Source organism: Bradyrhizobium sp. S3.7.6 (assembly GCF_054061875.1).
The window spans coordinates 2,448,301-2,462,787 of the sequence record NZ_JBSSEQ010000001.1; the positions used below are offsets into that span (position 1 = coordinate 2,448,301).

Annotated in this window: 10 protein-coding genes; 4 read left to right on the forward strand and 6 right to left on the reverse strand. The window is 63.7% G+C overall.

Annotated features, from left to right (window positions below; all coding sequences use genetic code 11):
* Positions 1–24: 24 nt before the first annotated feature.
* Both ACVJ5M_RS11620 and ACVJ5M_RS11625 read right to left on the reverse strand, forming a co-directional pair.
* Positions 25–3,183, reverse strand: a complete 3,159-nt coding sequence (locus tag ACVJ5M_RS11620) for an efflux RND transporter permease subunit (RefSeq protein ID WP_283017519.1) — start codon at positions 3,181–3,183, stop codon at positions 25–27.
* A 13-nt stretch (positions 3,184–3,196) separates the two neighbouring features.
* Positions 3,197–4,390, reverse strand: coding sequence for an efflux RND transporter periplasmic adaptor subunit (locus ACVJ5M_RS11625; protein ID WP_063981436.1), 1,194 nt, complete (start codon positions 4,388–4,390; stop codon positions 3,197–3,199).
* A 240-nt stretch (positions 4,391–4,630) separates the two neighbouring features.
* Between ACVJ5M_RS11625 and ACVJ5M_RS11630 the strand changes: the two genes are divergently transcribed.
* Positions 4,631–5,422: an ABC transporter substrate-binding protein gene (locus ACVJ5M_RS11630; RefSeq protein WP_283017518.1), complete on the forward strand. Its 792-nt coding sequence runs from the start codon at positions 4,631–4,633 to the stop codon at positions 5,420–5,422.
* A 13-nt stretch (positions 5,423–5,435) separates the two neighbouring features.
* A complete protein-coding gene (locus tag ACVJ5M_RS11635; RefSeq protein ID WP_063981438.1) occupies positions 5,436–5,954 on the forward strand; it encodes a GNAT family N-acetyltransferase in 519 nt (172 codons plus the stop codon).
* A gap of 39 nt (positions 5,955–5,993) precedes the next feature.
* On the opposite strand, the gene ACVJ5M_RS11640 is transcribed toward ACVJ5M_RS11635, so the two are convergent.
* The gene (locus tag ACVJ5M_RS11640; RefSeq protein ID WP_063981439.1) at positions 5,994–7,169 is read right to left on the reverse strand and encodes a lactonase family protein; all 1,176 of its coding nucleotides are present in this window, start codon (positions 7,167–7,169) and stop codon (positions 5,994–5,996) included.
* 270 nt (positions 7,170–7,439) lie between these two features.
* On the opposite strand from ACVJ5M_RS11640, the gene ACVJ5M_RS11645 reads away from it, so the two are divergent.
* Together ACVJ5M_RS11645 and ACVJ5M_RS11650 are read left to right on the forward strand one after the other, a co-directional pair.
* The gene (locus tag ACVJ5M_RS11645; RefSeq protein WP_166102303.1) at positions 7,440–9,179 is read left to right on the forward strand and encodes a phospholipase C; all 1,740 of its coding nucleotides are present in this window, start codon (positions 7,440–7,442) and stop codon (positions 9,177–9,179) included.
* 16 nt (positions 9,180–9,195) lie between these two features.
* Complete coding sequence (locus ACVJ5M_RS11650; RefSeq protein ID WP_354099544.1) at positions 9,196–10,539, forward strand: cytochrome-c peroxidase; 1,344 nt, start codon at positions 9,196–9,198, stop codon at positions 10,537–10,539.
* A gap of 113 nt (positions 10,540–10,652) precedes the next feature.
* On the opposite strand, the gene ACVJ5M_RS11655 is transcribed toward ACVJ5M_RS11650, so the two are convergent.
* From ACVJ5M_RS11655 to ACVJ5M_RS11665, 3 genes are all read right to left on the reverse strand, one after another.
* The gene (locus ACVJ5M_RS11655) at positions 10,653–11,435 is read right to left on the reverse strand and encodes a hypothetical protein (RefSeq protein ID WP_063981441.1); all 783 of its coding nucleotides are present in this window, start codon (positions 11,433–11,435) and stop codon (positions 10,653–10,655) included.
* A gap of 319 nt (positions 11,436–11,754) precedes the next feature.
* Positions 11,755–12,828, reverse strand: a complete 1,074-nt coding sequence (locus ACVJ5M_RS11660; protein WP_063981442.1) for a hypothetical protein — start codon at positions 12,826–12,828, stop codon at positions 11,755–11,757.
* A 102-nt stretch (positions 12,829–12,930) separates the two neighbouring features.
* On the reverse strand, positions 12,931–14,442 hold the full coding sequence (locus ACVJ5M_RS11665) for a flavin-containing monooxygenase (RefSeq protein WP_187387947.1): 1,512 nt from the start codon (positions 14,440–14,442) through the stop codon (positions 12,931–12,933).
* Between the last annotated feature and the right edge of the window lie 45 nt (positions 14,443–14,487).

A 14,487-nucleotide genomic window follows, 5' to 3' on the forward strand; every position in this document is an offset into this window, starting at 1 on the left:
CGGCAGCCCGCCTCCGCGGAAAAACTACGGTTTCACCTCGGCCGCCGTCTTTGCCTTCGGCGCCTTCTTCGACGTGCGCCAGTTCTCGAAGCGCTGCACCACCACGAAGAAGGCCGGCACGAACAGCACCGCAAGGCAGGTCGAGGCCAGCATGCCCGAGAACACGGTGATGCCGATCGACTTGCGCGCGCTGGCGCCGGCGCCGGTCGCGATCACCAGCGGCACCACGCCGAGGATGAAGGCGAACGACGTCATCAGGATCGGCCGGAAGCGGGCGCGCGCCGCCTCGATCGCGGATTCCAGCACCGGCTTGCCGTCGCGGTTATGCAGCTCGAGCCCGACCTCGACGATCAGGATCGCGTTCTTGGCCGACAGCGCGATCAGCAGGATCAGGCCGATCTGGCAATAGAGGTTGTTGTCGATCTTCAAGGCGTTGAGGACGAGCATGGGCCCGATCAGCGATAGCGGCACCGCGAGGATCACCGAGATCGGCGCGTACCAGCTCTCGTACTGGCCGGCGAGCACGAGATAGACCAGCAGCATGGCAAGGCCAAACACCCAGTAGATCTGGTTCGAGACGGCCTTCTCCTGATAGGACATCGCGGTCCACTCATAGCCCGTGCCCGGCGGCAGCGTCTTGTCCGCGATCTCCTCCATCAGCTTCAGCGACTGGCCGGACGAGTAGCCCTGCGCCGGCAGGCCGACGATGGTCGAGGAAGGGTAGAGGTTGTAGAGGCTGATCAGCGACGGACCGGTGGCCGGCGTGATCGTGGCGACGGTGCCGATCGGGATCATGTCGCCGTTCGAGTTGCGTACCTGCATGTTGGCGATGTCGCGCTCGGTGACGCGGAATGCCGGATCGGCCTGGGTATAGACCTGGAACACGCGTCCGAACTTGTTGAACTGATTGACGTAGGACGAGCCGAGATAGGTCGACAGCGCCGCGAACACCTGATCGGTGGTGACGTGCAGCGTCTGGGTCTTGATGCGGTCGATCTCGACGTTGAACTGCGGCACCGACGAGCGGAACGAAGACGATACGCGCTGCAGCGCGCTCTGGCTCTGGGCGTTGGAAACCATCGCGCCGGTGATGGCCTGGAGCTTTGCAAAATCGCTGTTGCCGTCGCGCAGCTCGACCTGCATCGAGAAGCCGGCCGCGTTGCCGATGCCCTGGATCGGCGGCGGCGGCAACACCAGGGTGCGTGCCTCCATGATGGTCGCGAGCTTGTCGTTCAGCCCGTAGACCAGCGAACGCAGATCTTCGCCGGGCCCTTTGCGCGCCGACCAGTCCTTCAGGATGATGTAGGCGACGCCGGCATTGGCGAGGCTGGCGCTGTTGTCGAGCGCGGAGATGCCGGCGATGGTGATGACCTGCTGGACACCAGGCGTGTCCTTGATCAGCTCGCTCGCTCTGTCGAGCACCGTCTGGGTCCGCTCCAGCGCGGCGCCGTCGGGCAGTTGCACGGCGGCGATCAAATAGCCCTGGTCCTCGATCGGCAGGAAGCCGGTCGGCACCCGCGACAGGCCGTAGCCGCCGATCCCGATCAGCACCAGTGCGAATGCGACCGAGATCGTGCTGTTCCTGCACAGCACGCCGATGAGGCGCGTGTAGCCCCGCTCGACACGGTTATAGACGGCGTTGAAGCCGCGGTAGAAGAAGTTGCGCTGCTCCGGCGGCACCGTGGGCCGCAGCCAGAGCGCGCATTGCGTCGGCTTCAGCGTGGCCGCGTTGATGGCGGATAGCAGCGCGGTCGCCGCGATCACCAGCGCGAATTGCGAATAGATGCGCCCGGTGAGGCCGGCGAGGAACGAGGCCGGCAGGAACACCGAGATCAGCACCAGGGTGATGCCGACGATCGGCGCGAACAGCTGGTCCATTGCCCTGATCGCGGCGTCGTGGCCGTTCATGCCCTGCTCGATGTTGTGCGCGGCGCCTTCGACCACGACGATGGCATCGTCGACGACGATGCCGATCGCGAGCACGATCGCGAACAGCGTCGACATGTTGATGGTGAAGCCGAGCGCCGCCATCGCCGCGAACGCGCCGATGATGGTGACGGGCACGGTGGTCGCCGGCACCAGCATTGCGCGCCAGTCCTGCAAGAACACCAGGATCACGACCAGCACCAGCAGGCCGGCCTCGATCAGCGTCATGTAGACCTCGTGCACCGAGGCTTCGACGAATTTGGTGGTGTCGAACGGCGTGTCGTATTTGATGCCTTCGGGGAATCGCTTTGCAAGCTCCGCCATCTTCTTCTCGACGGCCTGCTCGACCTGGAGCGCGTTGGCGCCCGGCGACTGGAACACGCCGATGCCGGTGGCCGGCTGATTGTTCAGCGAGAAGATCTGGCTGTAGGTCTGCGCGCCCAATTCGACCCAGCCGACGTCGCGCACGCGCGTGACGTCGCCACTGGTGCCGGTCTTGACGATGATGTTCTCGAACTGGGTGGTGTCGTCGAGCCGGCCGTTGACGTTGAGCGTGTACTGGAACGCCTGTCCCGGCGGCGTCGGCGGCGCGCCGACCTGGCCGGCCGAGACCTGCTGGCTCTGCTGCTGGATCGCCGTGACGACGTCCGACGGCATCAGTCCGCGGACCTGGAGCTTGTTCGGATCGAGCCACACCCGCATCGAATACTGGCCGGCGCCGAACACCGTGACGTTGCCGACGCCGGGCAGGCGCGAAAGCTCGTCGCGGATGTTGATGGTGGCGTAGTTGCTCAGATAAAGGCTGTCGAACGTCTTGTCCGGCGAGGTCAGCGTCACGAACAGCAGGATCGAGGTCGACTTCTTCTGGACGGTGACGCCCTGGTTCTGCACGGAGGATGGCAGTTGCGACAGCGCGCTGGAGACGCGGTTCTGCACCAGCACCTGTGCGAAGTTGAGGTCGGTGCCGATCTTGAAGGTCACGGTCAGCGTATAGGTGCCGTCGGAGCCGCTGTAGGACTGCATGTAGAGCATGTCCTCGACGCCGTTGACCTGCTGCTCGATCGGCAGCGCGACGGTGTCGATCACGGTCTTGGCGCTGGCGCCCGGATAGCGCGTGGTGACCTGCACCGTCGGCGGCACCACGTCGGGATATTGCGCGACCGCGAGGTTGAACAGCGCGACGCCGCCGATCAGGATCATCAGAAGCGCGATGACGTTCGAGAGGACCGGCCGCTCGATGAAGAATTTCGAGATCATGGCTGGCGCCCCCTCACTTGGCAGACGCCTGCGGCTGCTCGATCTTCGTCAGTTGCGGATCGATCTTCTGACCCGGGATCACGCGCAGCAGCCCCGCGATCACCACGCGGTCGTCCGGCTTCAAGCCGCTTTCGATCACGCGCAGGCCGTTGTCGACCTGACCGATCTGCACCTTGCGCTGCTCGACAATGTTGTCGCTATTGACCACCAGGAGATAGCGGCCGCCCTGGTCGCTGCCGAGCGCGGTGTCGGGGACGAGGAGGGCGTTCTTGTCCTGGTCGAAGGGCACCCGGACCCGGACGAAATAGCCGGGCAGCAGCGCTCGCTTGTCGTTGGGCAAGACGCCGCGTACCGCGAGCGTGCCCGTTGATGTATTGAGGGTCGGCGAGACGTAGTCGAGGTGGCCTTCATGCGGATAGCCGGTCTCGGTCTGGAGGCCCACCTGGATCGGCAACTGTTTGAGGTCGGCCACGGTCAGCCCGCGACGGGCCGCTTCGGCGCGGATGCGAAGGACGTCCTGCTCACTGACCGTGAAGTTCACCCAGATCGGATCCAGCGCGACGATGGTTGCGAGCTGGGTCGGGGAGGAGACGCCGACGAGCTCGCCGATCGAGACCAGGTGCGCGCTGACGATGCCGTCGAACGGCGCGCTCACCTTGGTGTAGCCGTAATTGACCTCGGCGAGCCTCGTATTGACCTGGGCCTGCTGGAGACTGGCCTGGGCGTTGTCGCGGGTGGATGTCGAGGTGTCGAGCGTCGCCTGCGAGACAGCCTGGCGCTGCACGAGGTCGACCTGCCGCTTGAAATCGGCCTCGGCCTGCTTGAGCGTGGCCTGCGCACCGACCTCGGCCGCCTGCGCCTGCTCGAGCTTGAGCTTGTAGGTCTCAGGCTCGATTAAGAAAAGCTGGGTGCCCTGCTTGACGAAGCTGCCGTCCTGATAGTCGATCGATTGCAGGAAGCCCTGCACGCGCGCCACCAGATCGACGCTCTTGACCGGCGCGGTGTTGCCGGTGGCTTCGACATAGCGCGTCACGGCCCGCTGTACCGGCGTGGCGACGTCCACCTTCGGCGGCGGCGGCGCCACGAACGTGTTCTTGTCCTCGCAGCCGGCGAGCGCCACCACGGCCGCCGCGGCAACGAGTGCCCGCCCGACATGTCTCCACGCTCCGTTCCGTTGTGCGAGATCAGCGGGATTCGCGCAGGTCATTCGGTGGCCCCCGATTATTGTCTGTCGGTGTGGCAGGCTACCAACAAATGCCCGGCCGTGGAACACCATAGCCATGGCGGTCACCAGCCTTACACTGTAAACGGCGCAGTGGCCTTTGACAGGTTTGTCATGGCAAACCGCTCTTCATCGGGTGCATGATCGACCAGAATTGTGTCAAAGGCCGAGTGACGGAAACGAAACGGTCGAGAAGCAGAGAAGAAAAGGTGAGGAGAACATGACATGCCCACGTCGCTCCAGGCGGCCCTTGCCGGCCTCGTTTTCGCAGCGGCAGTCGCCATGCCCGCGCTAGCCGATGGCCTGAAGGACGAGATCGCGCCGACCGGCAAGCTGCGGGTCGCGATCGCGATCAGCCCGGCGGGCGGCGCGTTCTGGTCGACCAAGACCGAAGCCGGCTATGCCGGCGTGCCGGTCGACCTCGGCAAGGAGATGGCCGGCCAGCTCGGCGTACCCGTCGAATATGTCGTGCACCAGAATTCCGGGCAGATCACCGACGCGGCGTCGAAGGGGACCTGGGACGTCACCTGGCTGCCAAAAGATCCCGAGCGCGAGACCAAAATGATGTTCGGCCCGATCTACGAGGTCGCGGATGCCACCTACATCGTCAAGCCCGGCTCAGCCATCACCAACTTCGCCAGCCTCGATCAACCCGGCATCAAGGTCGCGGCCGTCAACGCCACCACGACCATGCGCGGCGCGATCGCGCATCTGAAGAATGCGAAAGCCACGGGCTATCAGACCTATGACGAGATCTTCGGCCTCCTGAAGAGCGGCGAGATCGACGCCTTCGCGCTGTCGCGCGACCAGCTCAACAAGATGGCGCAGAAGATCCCGGGCACGAAGGTGCTGGACGAGACCTTCAAGAAAACGGTGACGGCGGTGGCCGTGCCGCTCGGTCACAGCCAAGCGCTGGCGTTCGTCACCAAGTTCATGAACGAGGCGGTGACGAACGGCGCCTTGCGCAAGGCCTATGACAACAATGGCCTGAAGGACACGCCGATCCGGACGGAGTAGCGGCAGCGGCTCCATGGCAAGCGAGATTCAGATCCGCGCTTTCTTGCTGGCCGATGCGGCCGCCGTGCGCGAGCTGTTCATCCAGGTCAATCGCCTGTTGGCGCCGGTGCATTTGGCGGAGGCGTTTGAAGGATACATCACCCGCTCCCTCGCGGAGGAGATAGATCGTCTCGCCGATTATTATTCGGGTCGGAGCGGCGGTTTCTGGGTCGCCGTCGATGACGATGAAATCGTCGGCATGTTTGGACTGGAGGCCTCTGGCGAACGCGCGATGGAGTTACGGCGCATGTACGTTGCTCCCGGCGCGCGGCGCCGGGGTATCGCGCGAAAGATGCTGGCGTTTGCGGAAGAGGAGTGCCGCCGCCGCAATCGTCCGCAATTGCAGCTGAGCACGTCCGAGCTTCAGCAGGATGCGCTGGCGCTGTATCGAAACGCAGGATACGAGAAGGTGCGCGAGGAGATCGCCGATGCCGCCAGCAACAAGACATTGGGCGGCGGCATTCGTCGCTACCATTTCACCAAGCGGCTCTGACGGCCATTCCAGGCTCTTCGCCTGCTGTTACGACTGGCCTCACGGCTCCGCGGTGCGAATGCCTGCGGGGCTCACCTGCAGCTTGAGTGTGGACGTCCTGGTCAGCGCCTTGCCGTCGAACGAGAACGCGATCAGCTCGTTCTCGACCATGCACTGCGCCACGACATGTTTTGAGTCCTTTGACCACACCATGCCCTGACACCAATGGCCGATCTTGGCCTCCGCCACCGGCGTGAGGTCGGTGCCCGAGATCTTGTAGACTTTGAGCAGGCCGAAATCGTTGAAGAAGGGCGAGGCCGATGGCTTGTTCGAGCCGTTCATGACGGTGACGGCGACATGGCTGCCGTCCGGCGACATCTTCACGGCCTCAGGTGTCTGTCCAACGGTAACCGTCGTGACGACGCGGATCGGCTTGGCGGTCATGTCGATCAGACTGATCGTGTCACTGTCGCCGCTGCTGGCACCGACATTGCCGACGACGGCCACCGCGCTGCCGGTGAGGTCGATGTCGTAGGGGCGGATGCCGGCGGAGAGGTCGCGCTTGGTGTATTCGACCTTGGTCCCGTCCACGCTCAGAAGCGAGATCTTGCTGTCGCCGTCGCGGGTGACCAGCGCGGTGGCTCCGTCGCGGGAGAACACTACATGGCTGGGGCCGGACTTGGCATCGCCGAGTTGAATCTTCCCGCCTGCGGTCAGCGTATTGCCGCTGATCGCGAAGACCGAGACGGTGCCTTCGCTGCGGTTGGCAACCAGCGCCAGCGTGCCGGCACGGTTGATCGAGACGCCGGCGGCGCCTGGGCCGGCCTGCAATGTCGCGAGCACCTTTGGCGGGGTGGATTTGAGGTCGATCACCGAGAGCTTGTCGTCGGGGACCGTCTTGGTCGTGTCCGCGGGATCGAGCTTCATCGCACCCGTGACCAGCGCAAGCGAGCCGTCCGGCGCAATCGCGACGCTCGGCGGCGGCCCGACTACGCTGGCGGGTGCCGGGACCTCGCCCAAAAGCTTCAGCGCGCCATCGGCGAGATCGATGACGCTGACCGTGTCCGGCAGCGGCTGCTTGCGCACCACGGCATTGCCGTTCTCCAGCATCATCTTGCCGTCATTGGCGGTGACGACGATCTCGGCATGAGCGGCGAAATTTGCAAAGCCGGCAAAGGACGTTGCGACCAGAGCCGACGCGACATCGCGCGTGCGCCTGTGAACAGCGGCTTTCATGTTTCCCCCTGAGACTTTGTTCTTGTCCGGCAAAGCTAAATGCAACCGGGGGCATTGCGCAACAATCTGAACGCGATCATTTTTGCCTTCGCCCTTGGAATAAAACGGCAAGACGCGCTTCGGTACGGCCGAAGCGGGTGGCTGCATAAAAAATTATGCCTCGACCACTGCGCAAAGTGTCTCGTGCGTCAAACTGACACGGCTCTGTCACTCGCGATGTTTAGAACATTTCTGATCGTAAACATCCTCATTTCCGGGGCGTCAAAAAAAATGAAATCGAGACTACTGACGACGGCTGCGATTGTCGCGGCCGCGAGCGCGCTCGCGTGCACTCTTCCCGTCCTTGCGGACGACTTCGGCCGTGACCGCGATCACGGGCATGATCAAGGTCGCGACAACGATCACGACCGTGATCATCACCGTCATCCGCATGACATCCACACCGAGACGCCGATCAAGCATCTCGTGATCATCTTCAACGAGAACCGCTCGTTCGATCATTACTTCGCGACCTATCCGAACGCGGCCAATCCGTCGGGCTCGATCCCCTTCGTGCCGAAGCCGCATACGCCGAAGGTCAACAATCTCGCCAACGCGCATTTGCTGGTGAACAATCCGAACAACAGCGCGGCCAACGGCACCGGCGCGACGGATCCGTTCCGCCTCGACCGCACTCAGGCCAACACGCGCTCGCAGAACCACTCCTACACGCCCGAGCAACAGGCCGTGGACAACGGCAAGGAAGACCTGTTTCCGAAATTCACCGGCCGCGGCACCGCCGGCGGCGCCGGTGCGTTCGGCACCAACGGTCAGGTCATGGGCTATTTCGACGGCAACACCACCACCGCCTTCTGGAACTACGCCCAGCACTTCGCCATGAGCGACAATGCCTGGACCGACACTTTCGGTCCGTCGACGCAGGGCGCGCTCGCGGTGATTTCCGGCCAGACCAATGGCGCGCAGAACATCGTCGGCACCTCGGCGTCGATCGCCGACGGCCAGGGCGGCCTGACGCTGATCGGCGACACCGACCCGGCCTACGATTCCTGCTCGAGCACGAGCAGCACCGTGCTGATGACAGGCAAGAACATCGGCGACCTGCTCAACGACGAGCGCATCAGCTGGGGCAGCTTCATGGGCGGCTTTGACCTGACGCTCAAGAATGCCAACGGCACCACCGGCTGCGCGCGCACCACGTTCTCCAGCAACGTGAACGGCACGATCGTGGACTACAGCCCGCACCACGCCTGGTTCCAGTACTACAAGTCGACCGCCAACCCGACCCATGCGCGGCCGAGTTCGGTCGATGCGATCGGCCACACCTACGAGAAGGGCGGCAAGACCGTCGATCCGGCCAACCACGCCTACGACCTCGAGGACTTCTACGCCGCCGTGAAGGCCGGCAATTTCCCGGCCGTCTCCTACATCAAGATGTCGGCCTACCAGGACGGTCACGCCGGCAACTCCGATCCGCTCGACGAGCAGGTCGGCAATGTCGAGCTGATCAACTTCCTCCAGAAGCAGCCGGAGTGGCGCGAAACCGCGGTCATCATCACCTATGACGACTCCGACGGCTGGTACGACCACCAGTACGTTGCGCCGAAGACCGCCTCTTACGATCCGACCGCCGATCAGGTCAACGGTCCGGGCCTGTGCGGCCTCGGCCCGCAGAAGCAGCCGGCACCGAAGGGTCTCTCCGGCAAGCCGGTGAACGGCCGCTGCGGTCCCGGCACGCGCATTCCGTTCATCGTGGTCTCGCCCTACGCCAGGACCAACCACGTGAGCAGCACCTACATCTCGCAGGCGTCCGTGGTGCGGTTCATCGAGGACAACTGGCTGCGCGGCCAGCGTATCGGTGGCGGCTCGTTCGACGCCAGCTCCGGCTCGATCATGGACCTGTTCGACTTCGATCAGGATCACAGCCATGACTACCGGACCGACGCGCTGTTCCTCGATCCGACCTCCGGCACGGCGATCACCAGCCCGCCGGACGAGCACCACCACCACTAGTCCAACGGGACGCTTGATGAACAGCCGCACCATGTGGCTCCTCGGCGCCGGCCTGCTTTGTCTGGCCGGCGCCGTCTTTGCGGCCGGGACGCAGGGACTTGCGGAGACGAGCCAGCTCGGCGCGAACCCGAATCCGGTTCGCCCCATGCGCCCGCCCGTCGCGCCATTGTCCGCGATGGCGCAGCTCGGCAAGGAGATCTTCTACGACGCCTCTCTGTCGTCGTCCGGCGCGCTGTCCTGCGCATCCTGCCACAGCCCGGATCACGCCTACGGCCCGCCCAACGACGGGCCGGTGATGCTCGGCGGCGCCGCCCTGTCGCGGCAAGGCGCGCGCGCGGTGCCGTCGCTGACCTATCTCGATCGCCACCCCAATTTCAGCATCGGCCCCGACAAGGGCGACGACGACAACGTCATCGATCTCGCGCAGATGGCTGCAATCGGCCAGCAGGCTGCGCGGACGACGAAGACGGCCGGCGGCAGCGGCGCATCGGCGAACATCGTGCCGCAAGGCGGCCTGTTCTGGGACGGCCGCGCCGACACGCTCCAGGACCAGGCGCTGTTCCCGCTGCTCGACCCCAACGAGATGGACGGCGGCAGTGCCGAGATCGTCGCGGACAAGCTGCGCCGTGCGCCTTACGCCAATCGCTTCGTCGAGCTGTTCGGCGCCGGCGTGCTCGGAAATCAGCGACTCCTGATCGCGGAGGCGATGTTCGCGGTTGCGCGCTATCAGGTGGAGGAAGTCAGCTTCCATCCCTACACCAGCAAGTACGACTACTGGCTCGAGGGCAAGGCGCGGCTGTCCGAAAGCGAGCTGCGCGGCCTGCAGATGTTCAACGACCCCGACAAGGCCAATTGCGCCGGCTGTCACACCTCGGCGCCGACCCGCGACGGCCTGCCGCCGCTGTTCACCGACCACCAATACGAGGCGCTCGGCGCGCCGCGCAATGCCGCGCTCGCCGGCAACCGCGATCCCAACCATTTCGATCTCGGCGTCTGCGGCCCGCAGCGCACCGACATTCCCGAGCAGACGCAATATTGCGGCATGTTCCTGACGCCGACGCTGCGCAACACGGCGACGCGCCACGCCTTCTTCCATAACGGCGTCTTCAGTACCCTCGAGCAGGTCCTGGATTTCTACAATTTTCGCGACACCAATCCGGAAAAGGTTTTTCCGCGCGGCGCCGACGGCGCGGTGCGGAAATACGACGACCTGCCGCAAAAATATCATGCCAATGTCGACGTCACCGATCCGCCCTTCGATCGCCACTCCGGCGACAAGCCGGCAATGACGGAGCAGGACGAAGCCGACATCATCGCGTTTCTGAAGACACTGACGGACGGCTACAAGCCGGAGAATTAGAGTGCCGACGAATTAGAGTGTCGACGCATGATTCCGGGATGCGGATGCGGCGAAAAAGTCAGTCATCGCCTGCATGAACACTCCTGCCGCCGTGTCGGATCGCGTGGCCGTATTCAAAAGAACTCAAGCGAAGGAAAGTGATTGACCAGTCTGTCCCAGAGCGAGGACGGCGGCCGTGGCTGCCTTTTGGCATCCTGGAGGGACAGGCACCGCGGTGCCAGTCTCATTCCATAATAGAGGTTCGCTCCAGAGAGGCTCTGACCGCCCTGTATGCTGACAGTCGGATCGAAATTATTCCTTATCAAGTCCGTCGTTTGCTCCACGGAGCCTGCCGCTGAATTGTCATAGGCCGCGACGTATTTCGTCGACGCCTTGAGAACCCGCTGTCCCTGGCAAACGTATTCCCCGTTTTCCAGATAACGTTTCACTTCCCGATCGCAGGACTCGCGGCGGAACAGCTCCTCCGCGATGATTGATAGATCTTCAAGTGAGATTTCCAACACCTGAACGTCATCAAGCTCGAGCTTTACAGCTTCTGCCAATTTTGCATCGGTATGTGACTGAATCGAACGCACGACTTTTGAGTCGAGCGAATACTGTGTCTTTCGTAGCTCCGAAGTGACCTGGGTCGCTGAAGATGAAGTACGAGTGACGCCGACCAGCCGATCCGGCGAGACTTCGCACAGCATGTCGTAATCCTGGCCGTTCGGAGAGACATGATAGATGGAGCCTGGAGCGCGCAGGAGGACCGGTGGCGTTATCGGGTGAAAGCCGATAGCGGTGATTGCTTCGTTGAGCTTATTTGGGGGCGTGCGTAGATGTATCGCGGCCACGGATGCCAGTGGTGCGATGCTCACGATCGCGACTAATGCCCCCCACTTGACCAATGGGCGCATTGGAATTCTCCGCCGATTATCCGCAACAATAGTGTCCGCAGGGGCGCGCGCACGCGTTGGCCGAATCTGCAGGAACAGTCGTCGTGAGTGCGGCGAGAGTGAAAACAAAAAGCAGTGCTGCGAACTTCATGGCCTGTCCTCCTATGGATTGACAGATGTTCGCTCGGCTTGACGTCCGGAAACCCGCAACGCTTTGGCGCCGGGACGCGAGACATCTCCTTGCAAAACTACGCCCGGCATGGGGTCGCTGATATGAACTAGCTCACACTCTATCTATAATTGTGCTGAGTCTCGCGGGGCGTCGCCCTTCTGTATGTCCTCAGCGCCCCTTGATCTCCGAATATTTCACCATCGCGCGCTCGAACTTGCGGTTGAACAGCCACATCGCAGCGAGGATCTCCCGGAAGCTGGCCGAGTTGCGCGCCCGGTCGGCCTGTCCAAACGCGAAGATGCTGTTGTTGCGCAGGTGCTTCATAATCGTTGGACTGGACACCCTGTAATTCAGGAGATCGCCGGACTTGAGCGCGGACCGCGTCGGGGTCGGCACGATCTGGATCAGCTCGAACAGCTTCATCTGGTCGATCGGGTCGGGCAGTGTCTTCACGATTCCCGGAATCTCCGGGAAGACCTCCGCATGCGCGTTCATCAGGCCGTCGCGCACGTTGGTCCAGTGGTTGAAGCGATAGTCCGTGCCGCGGGCGCGCGCCTCTTCCTTGTCGTCGCGGGCGCTCAATTCGGGGTCGGCCGCCGCGATGTCTCCCTTGATGGCCTCCCATTTTCTGCGGCCGTTGCGGTCCTCGGACGGGCCGGTCTGGAAGCTGCCCATATAGGTGTTCGAGCGCCCGTTGCGGACATTCTGCTTGCCGTTGGTCTCGGCGAAGAACAGCCCGAGGCTGATCCGGCCCGCAGCTTCGGCGTGAGCCGGTGCAAGCCCCTTGGCGCGCGCGATCGCTGTGGCGAGATCGACGACGTCCTTGAACGGCGTCGCCGAGTTCTGCGCGCCCGCGGGCGGCGCCTCCATGACGTCGAACAGCTTTGAATATTCGTCGATCAGCGGCTCGATGTCGGCGTCGAAATAGGCCGGTGGTATCTCGAACTTGTTGGGCTTGCCGATCCGCGACGGCATGGCGTCGGTGAGATCCTTGTAAGCACTGATGACAGCGACGCGCGCCAGATAGAGCGCCTGTCCCGGCAGGTTCGGCAGCGGTTCCTTCGCCTCGATGTGTCGGCGCCGCTCGGCAAGGATGGATTTGAAATCGCCGAGCGCGCGATCATAGGTGGCGAGCGCCTCCGATTGCTTCGCGTTAGGCGTTTGTGCGTGGCTGACTGTGAACGTCGTGAGGATCAGCCCAAGCACCGCCAGGGCTATGGCGGCGTGACATCGTCGTCCCATGGCCGGTTCCCATGTGCCGGAGATTCGTCGGTCACGGGATCGTAAACATCAAACGCGCGGACTGGCGAGTTGCAAATCACGCACAGTCCGGGTTCTCCGACCTTACGCTGTGGCCCGGTACTCCGGCGCCGTCGCCAGGAACTTCGCATAGGCATCCGCATCCGGCGGCTGGAAGTGTCCGGCGAGCCCGCCGCGTTTCTGGTTCTTGGCGCCGATATCGGCCATGAGCTCGTCGAAATGGCGATAGTGATAGGGCGCGACGCAGAGGCCGCCATAGACGCCGGCGGCCGGCCGTTCGACCCGCTTGAAGTGCAGCATCATCTCGACATTGTCGCGCATCGCTTGCGCCGTCGGCTGGTTCGCGAGCTGTCCGTCGGCATAGCGCACCAGCCAGTTCGCCGCCAGATCAGCACAGAGAACGGTGCAGAACGACGAGTTGAAGCCGACGAAGCCCATCTCCGGCAGATCAGGGTTGGCGATCAGGCGGTAGAGCCGGTACTGCCCGTCCGCATCGACAAGTTTCTGCCGATAGGCCTCGGGCAGGAACGGCACGCCGAGCTTGTAGCCGATCGCGAGCACGGCGACGTCGGTCGCGACGCGCTCGCCGCCGCTCATCACGATGCTGTCGCCTTCATAGTGGTCGAAGCTGCCGAACACCGCCTTGATGCGGCCGTCGGCGACCATCGGGTAGAAGTCCGGCGTTGCGATCGGCACCGAGCAGTTGACGCCGTCCTCGATCCGCTCCTTCGGCACCATCTTGCACCGGTTCAGCTTGAGCTGCGCCTTCAGCAGGCTCTCCAGCCCGCGCCAGTTCGCCCAGATCAGCGGCGCGGCGATGCGGTGCGCGAGCCGTGCCATGGAGCTCGCGCCCCAGCCCGGAAACATCTCCTCCTGCGCGCGGATGTAAAGGATGCGCTTGAAGTTCACGAGCCCGCCGATGAAATAGGGAATGCGCCACACCGGCTCGCGCATCACGATGGTGACTTCGCGCGCGCCCGATTTCACCGCGTTCACGGCGATGTCGGTCGCCGACTTCGAGCCGCCGAGCACGACGACGCGCCGCCCTTTCGCCAGCGTCGGATCGCTGTATGTCGACGAATGCAGGATCTGGCCGCCCTGCGCCAGAAAGCCGTCCTCGCCCGGGCAATGCAGCTCGCGCGGCTCGTTGAACTGCCCGGTGCAGACCGCGACGAAATCGAAATTCTCGTTCGTGGTCGCGCCGTCCTTGCCTGATAGCGTGAGCGTCCAGCCCGGTTTGCCATCGGCGCGGCGCTCCATGCCGGCGACCCCAGTGTTGAGGCGCAGCATGTGATCGAGGCCAAAGTTTTTCGCATAGTCGCAGAGATAGGCATGGACCTGCGGCCCGGTGGGCCATTCCGGATAACTGTCCGGCATGGCGCGATCGGTGTAGCGGTAGAGCTCCTTCGGGCTCTGGGTCTGCACGTCAGGATAGGAGCGGGCCGGCTCCCAGACGCCGCCGAGATCGGCACTGCGCTCGACGATGGTGACGCGGTGGCCGTGGCTGGAGAACGCCTTTGCGGCGGCGAGGCCTGAGACGCCGGCGCCGATCACGCAGACATGCTTGGGGCTGACCATGGGATTCCTCGCGATCAATGTGTTTCGGGCGCAAGCGGCCACGTTCGGCCGCGATGCGCGGCC

Coding starts and splice junctions, on each gene's coding strand:
- ACVJ5M_RS11620 (WP_283017519.1), bottom strand. CDS start 3,183: ATGATCTCGAAATTCTTCATCGAGCGGCCGGTCCTCTCGAACGTCATC.
- ACVJ5M_RS11625 (WP_063981436.1), bottom strand. CDS start 4,390: ATGACCTGCGCGAATCCCGCTGATCTCGCACAACGGAACGGAGCGTGG.
- ACVJ5M_RS11630 (WP_283017518.1), top strand. CDS start 4,631: ATGCCCACGTCGCTCCAGGCGGCCCTTGCCGGCCTCGTTTTCGCAGCG.
- ACVJ5M_RS11635 (WP_063981438.1), top strand. CDS start 5,436: ATGGCAAGCGAGATTCAGATCCGCGCTTTCTTGCTGGCCGATGCGGCC.
- ACVJ5M_RS11640 (WP_063981439.1), bottom strand. CDS start 7,169: ATGAAAGCCGCTGTTCACAGGCGCACGCGCGATGTCGCGTCGGCTCTG.
- ACVJ5M_RS11645 (WP_166102303.1), top strand. CDS start 7,440: ATGAAATCGAGACTACTGACGACGGCTGCGATTGTCGCGGCCGCGAGC.
- ACVJ5M_RS11650 (WP_354099544.1), top strand. CDS start 9,196: ATGAACAGCCGCACCATGTGGCTCCTCGGCGCCGGCCTGCTTTGTCTG.
- ACVJ5M_RS11655 (WP_063981441.1), bottom strand. CDS start 11,435: ATGCGCCCATTGGTCAAGTGGGGGGCATTAGTCGCGATCGTGAGCATC.
- ACVJ5M_RS11660 (WP_063981442.1), bottom strand. CDS start 12,828: ATGGGACGACGATGTCACGCCGCCATAGCCCTGGCGGTGCTTGGGCTG.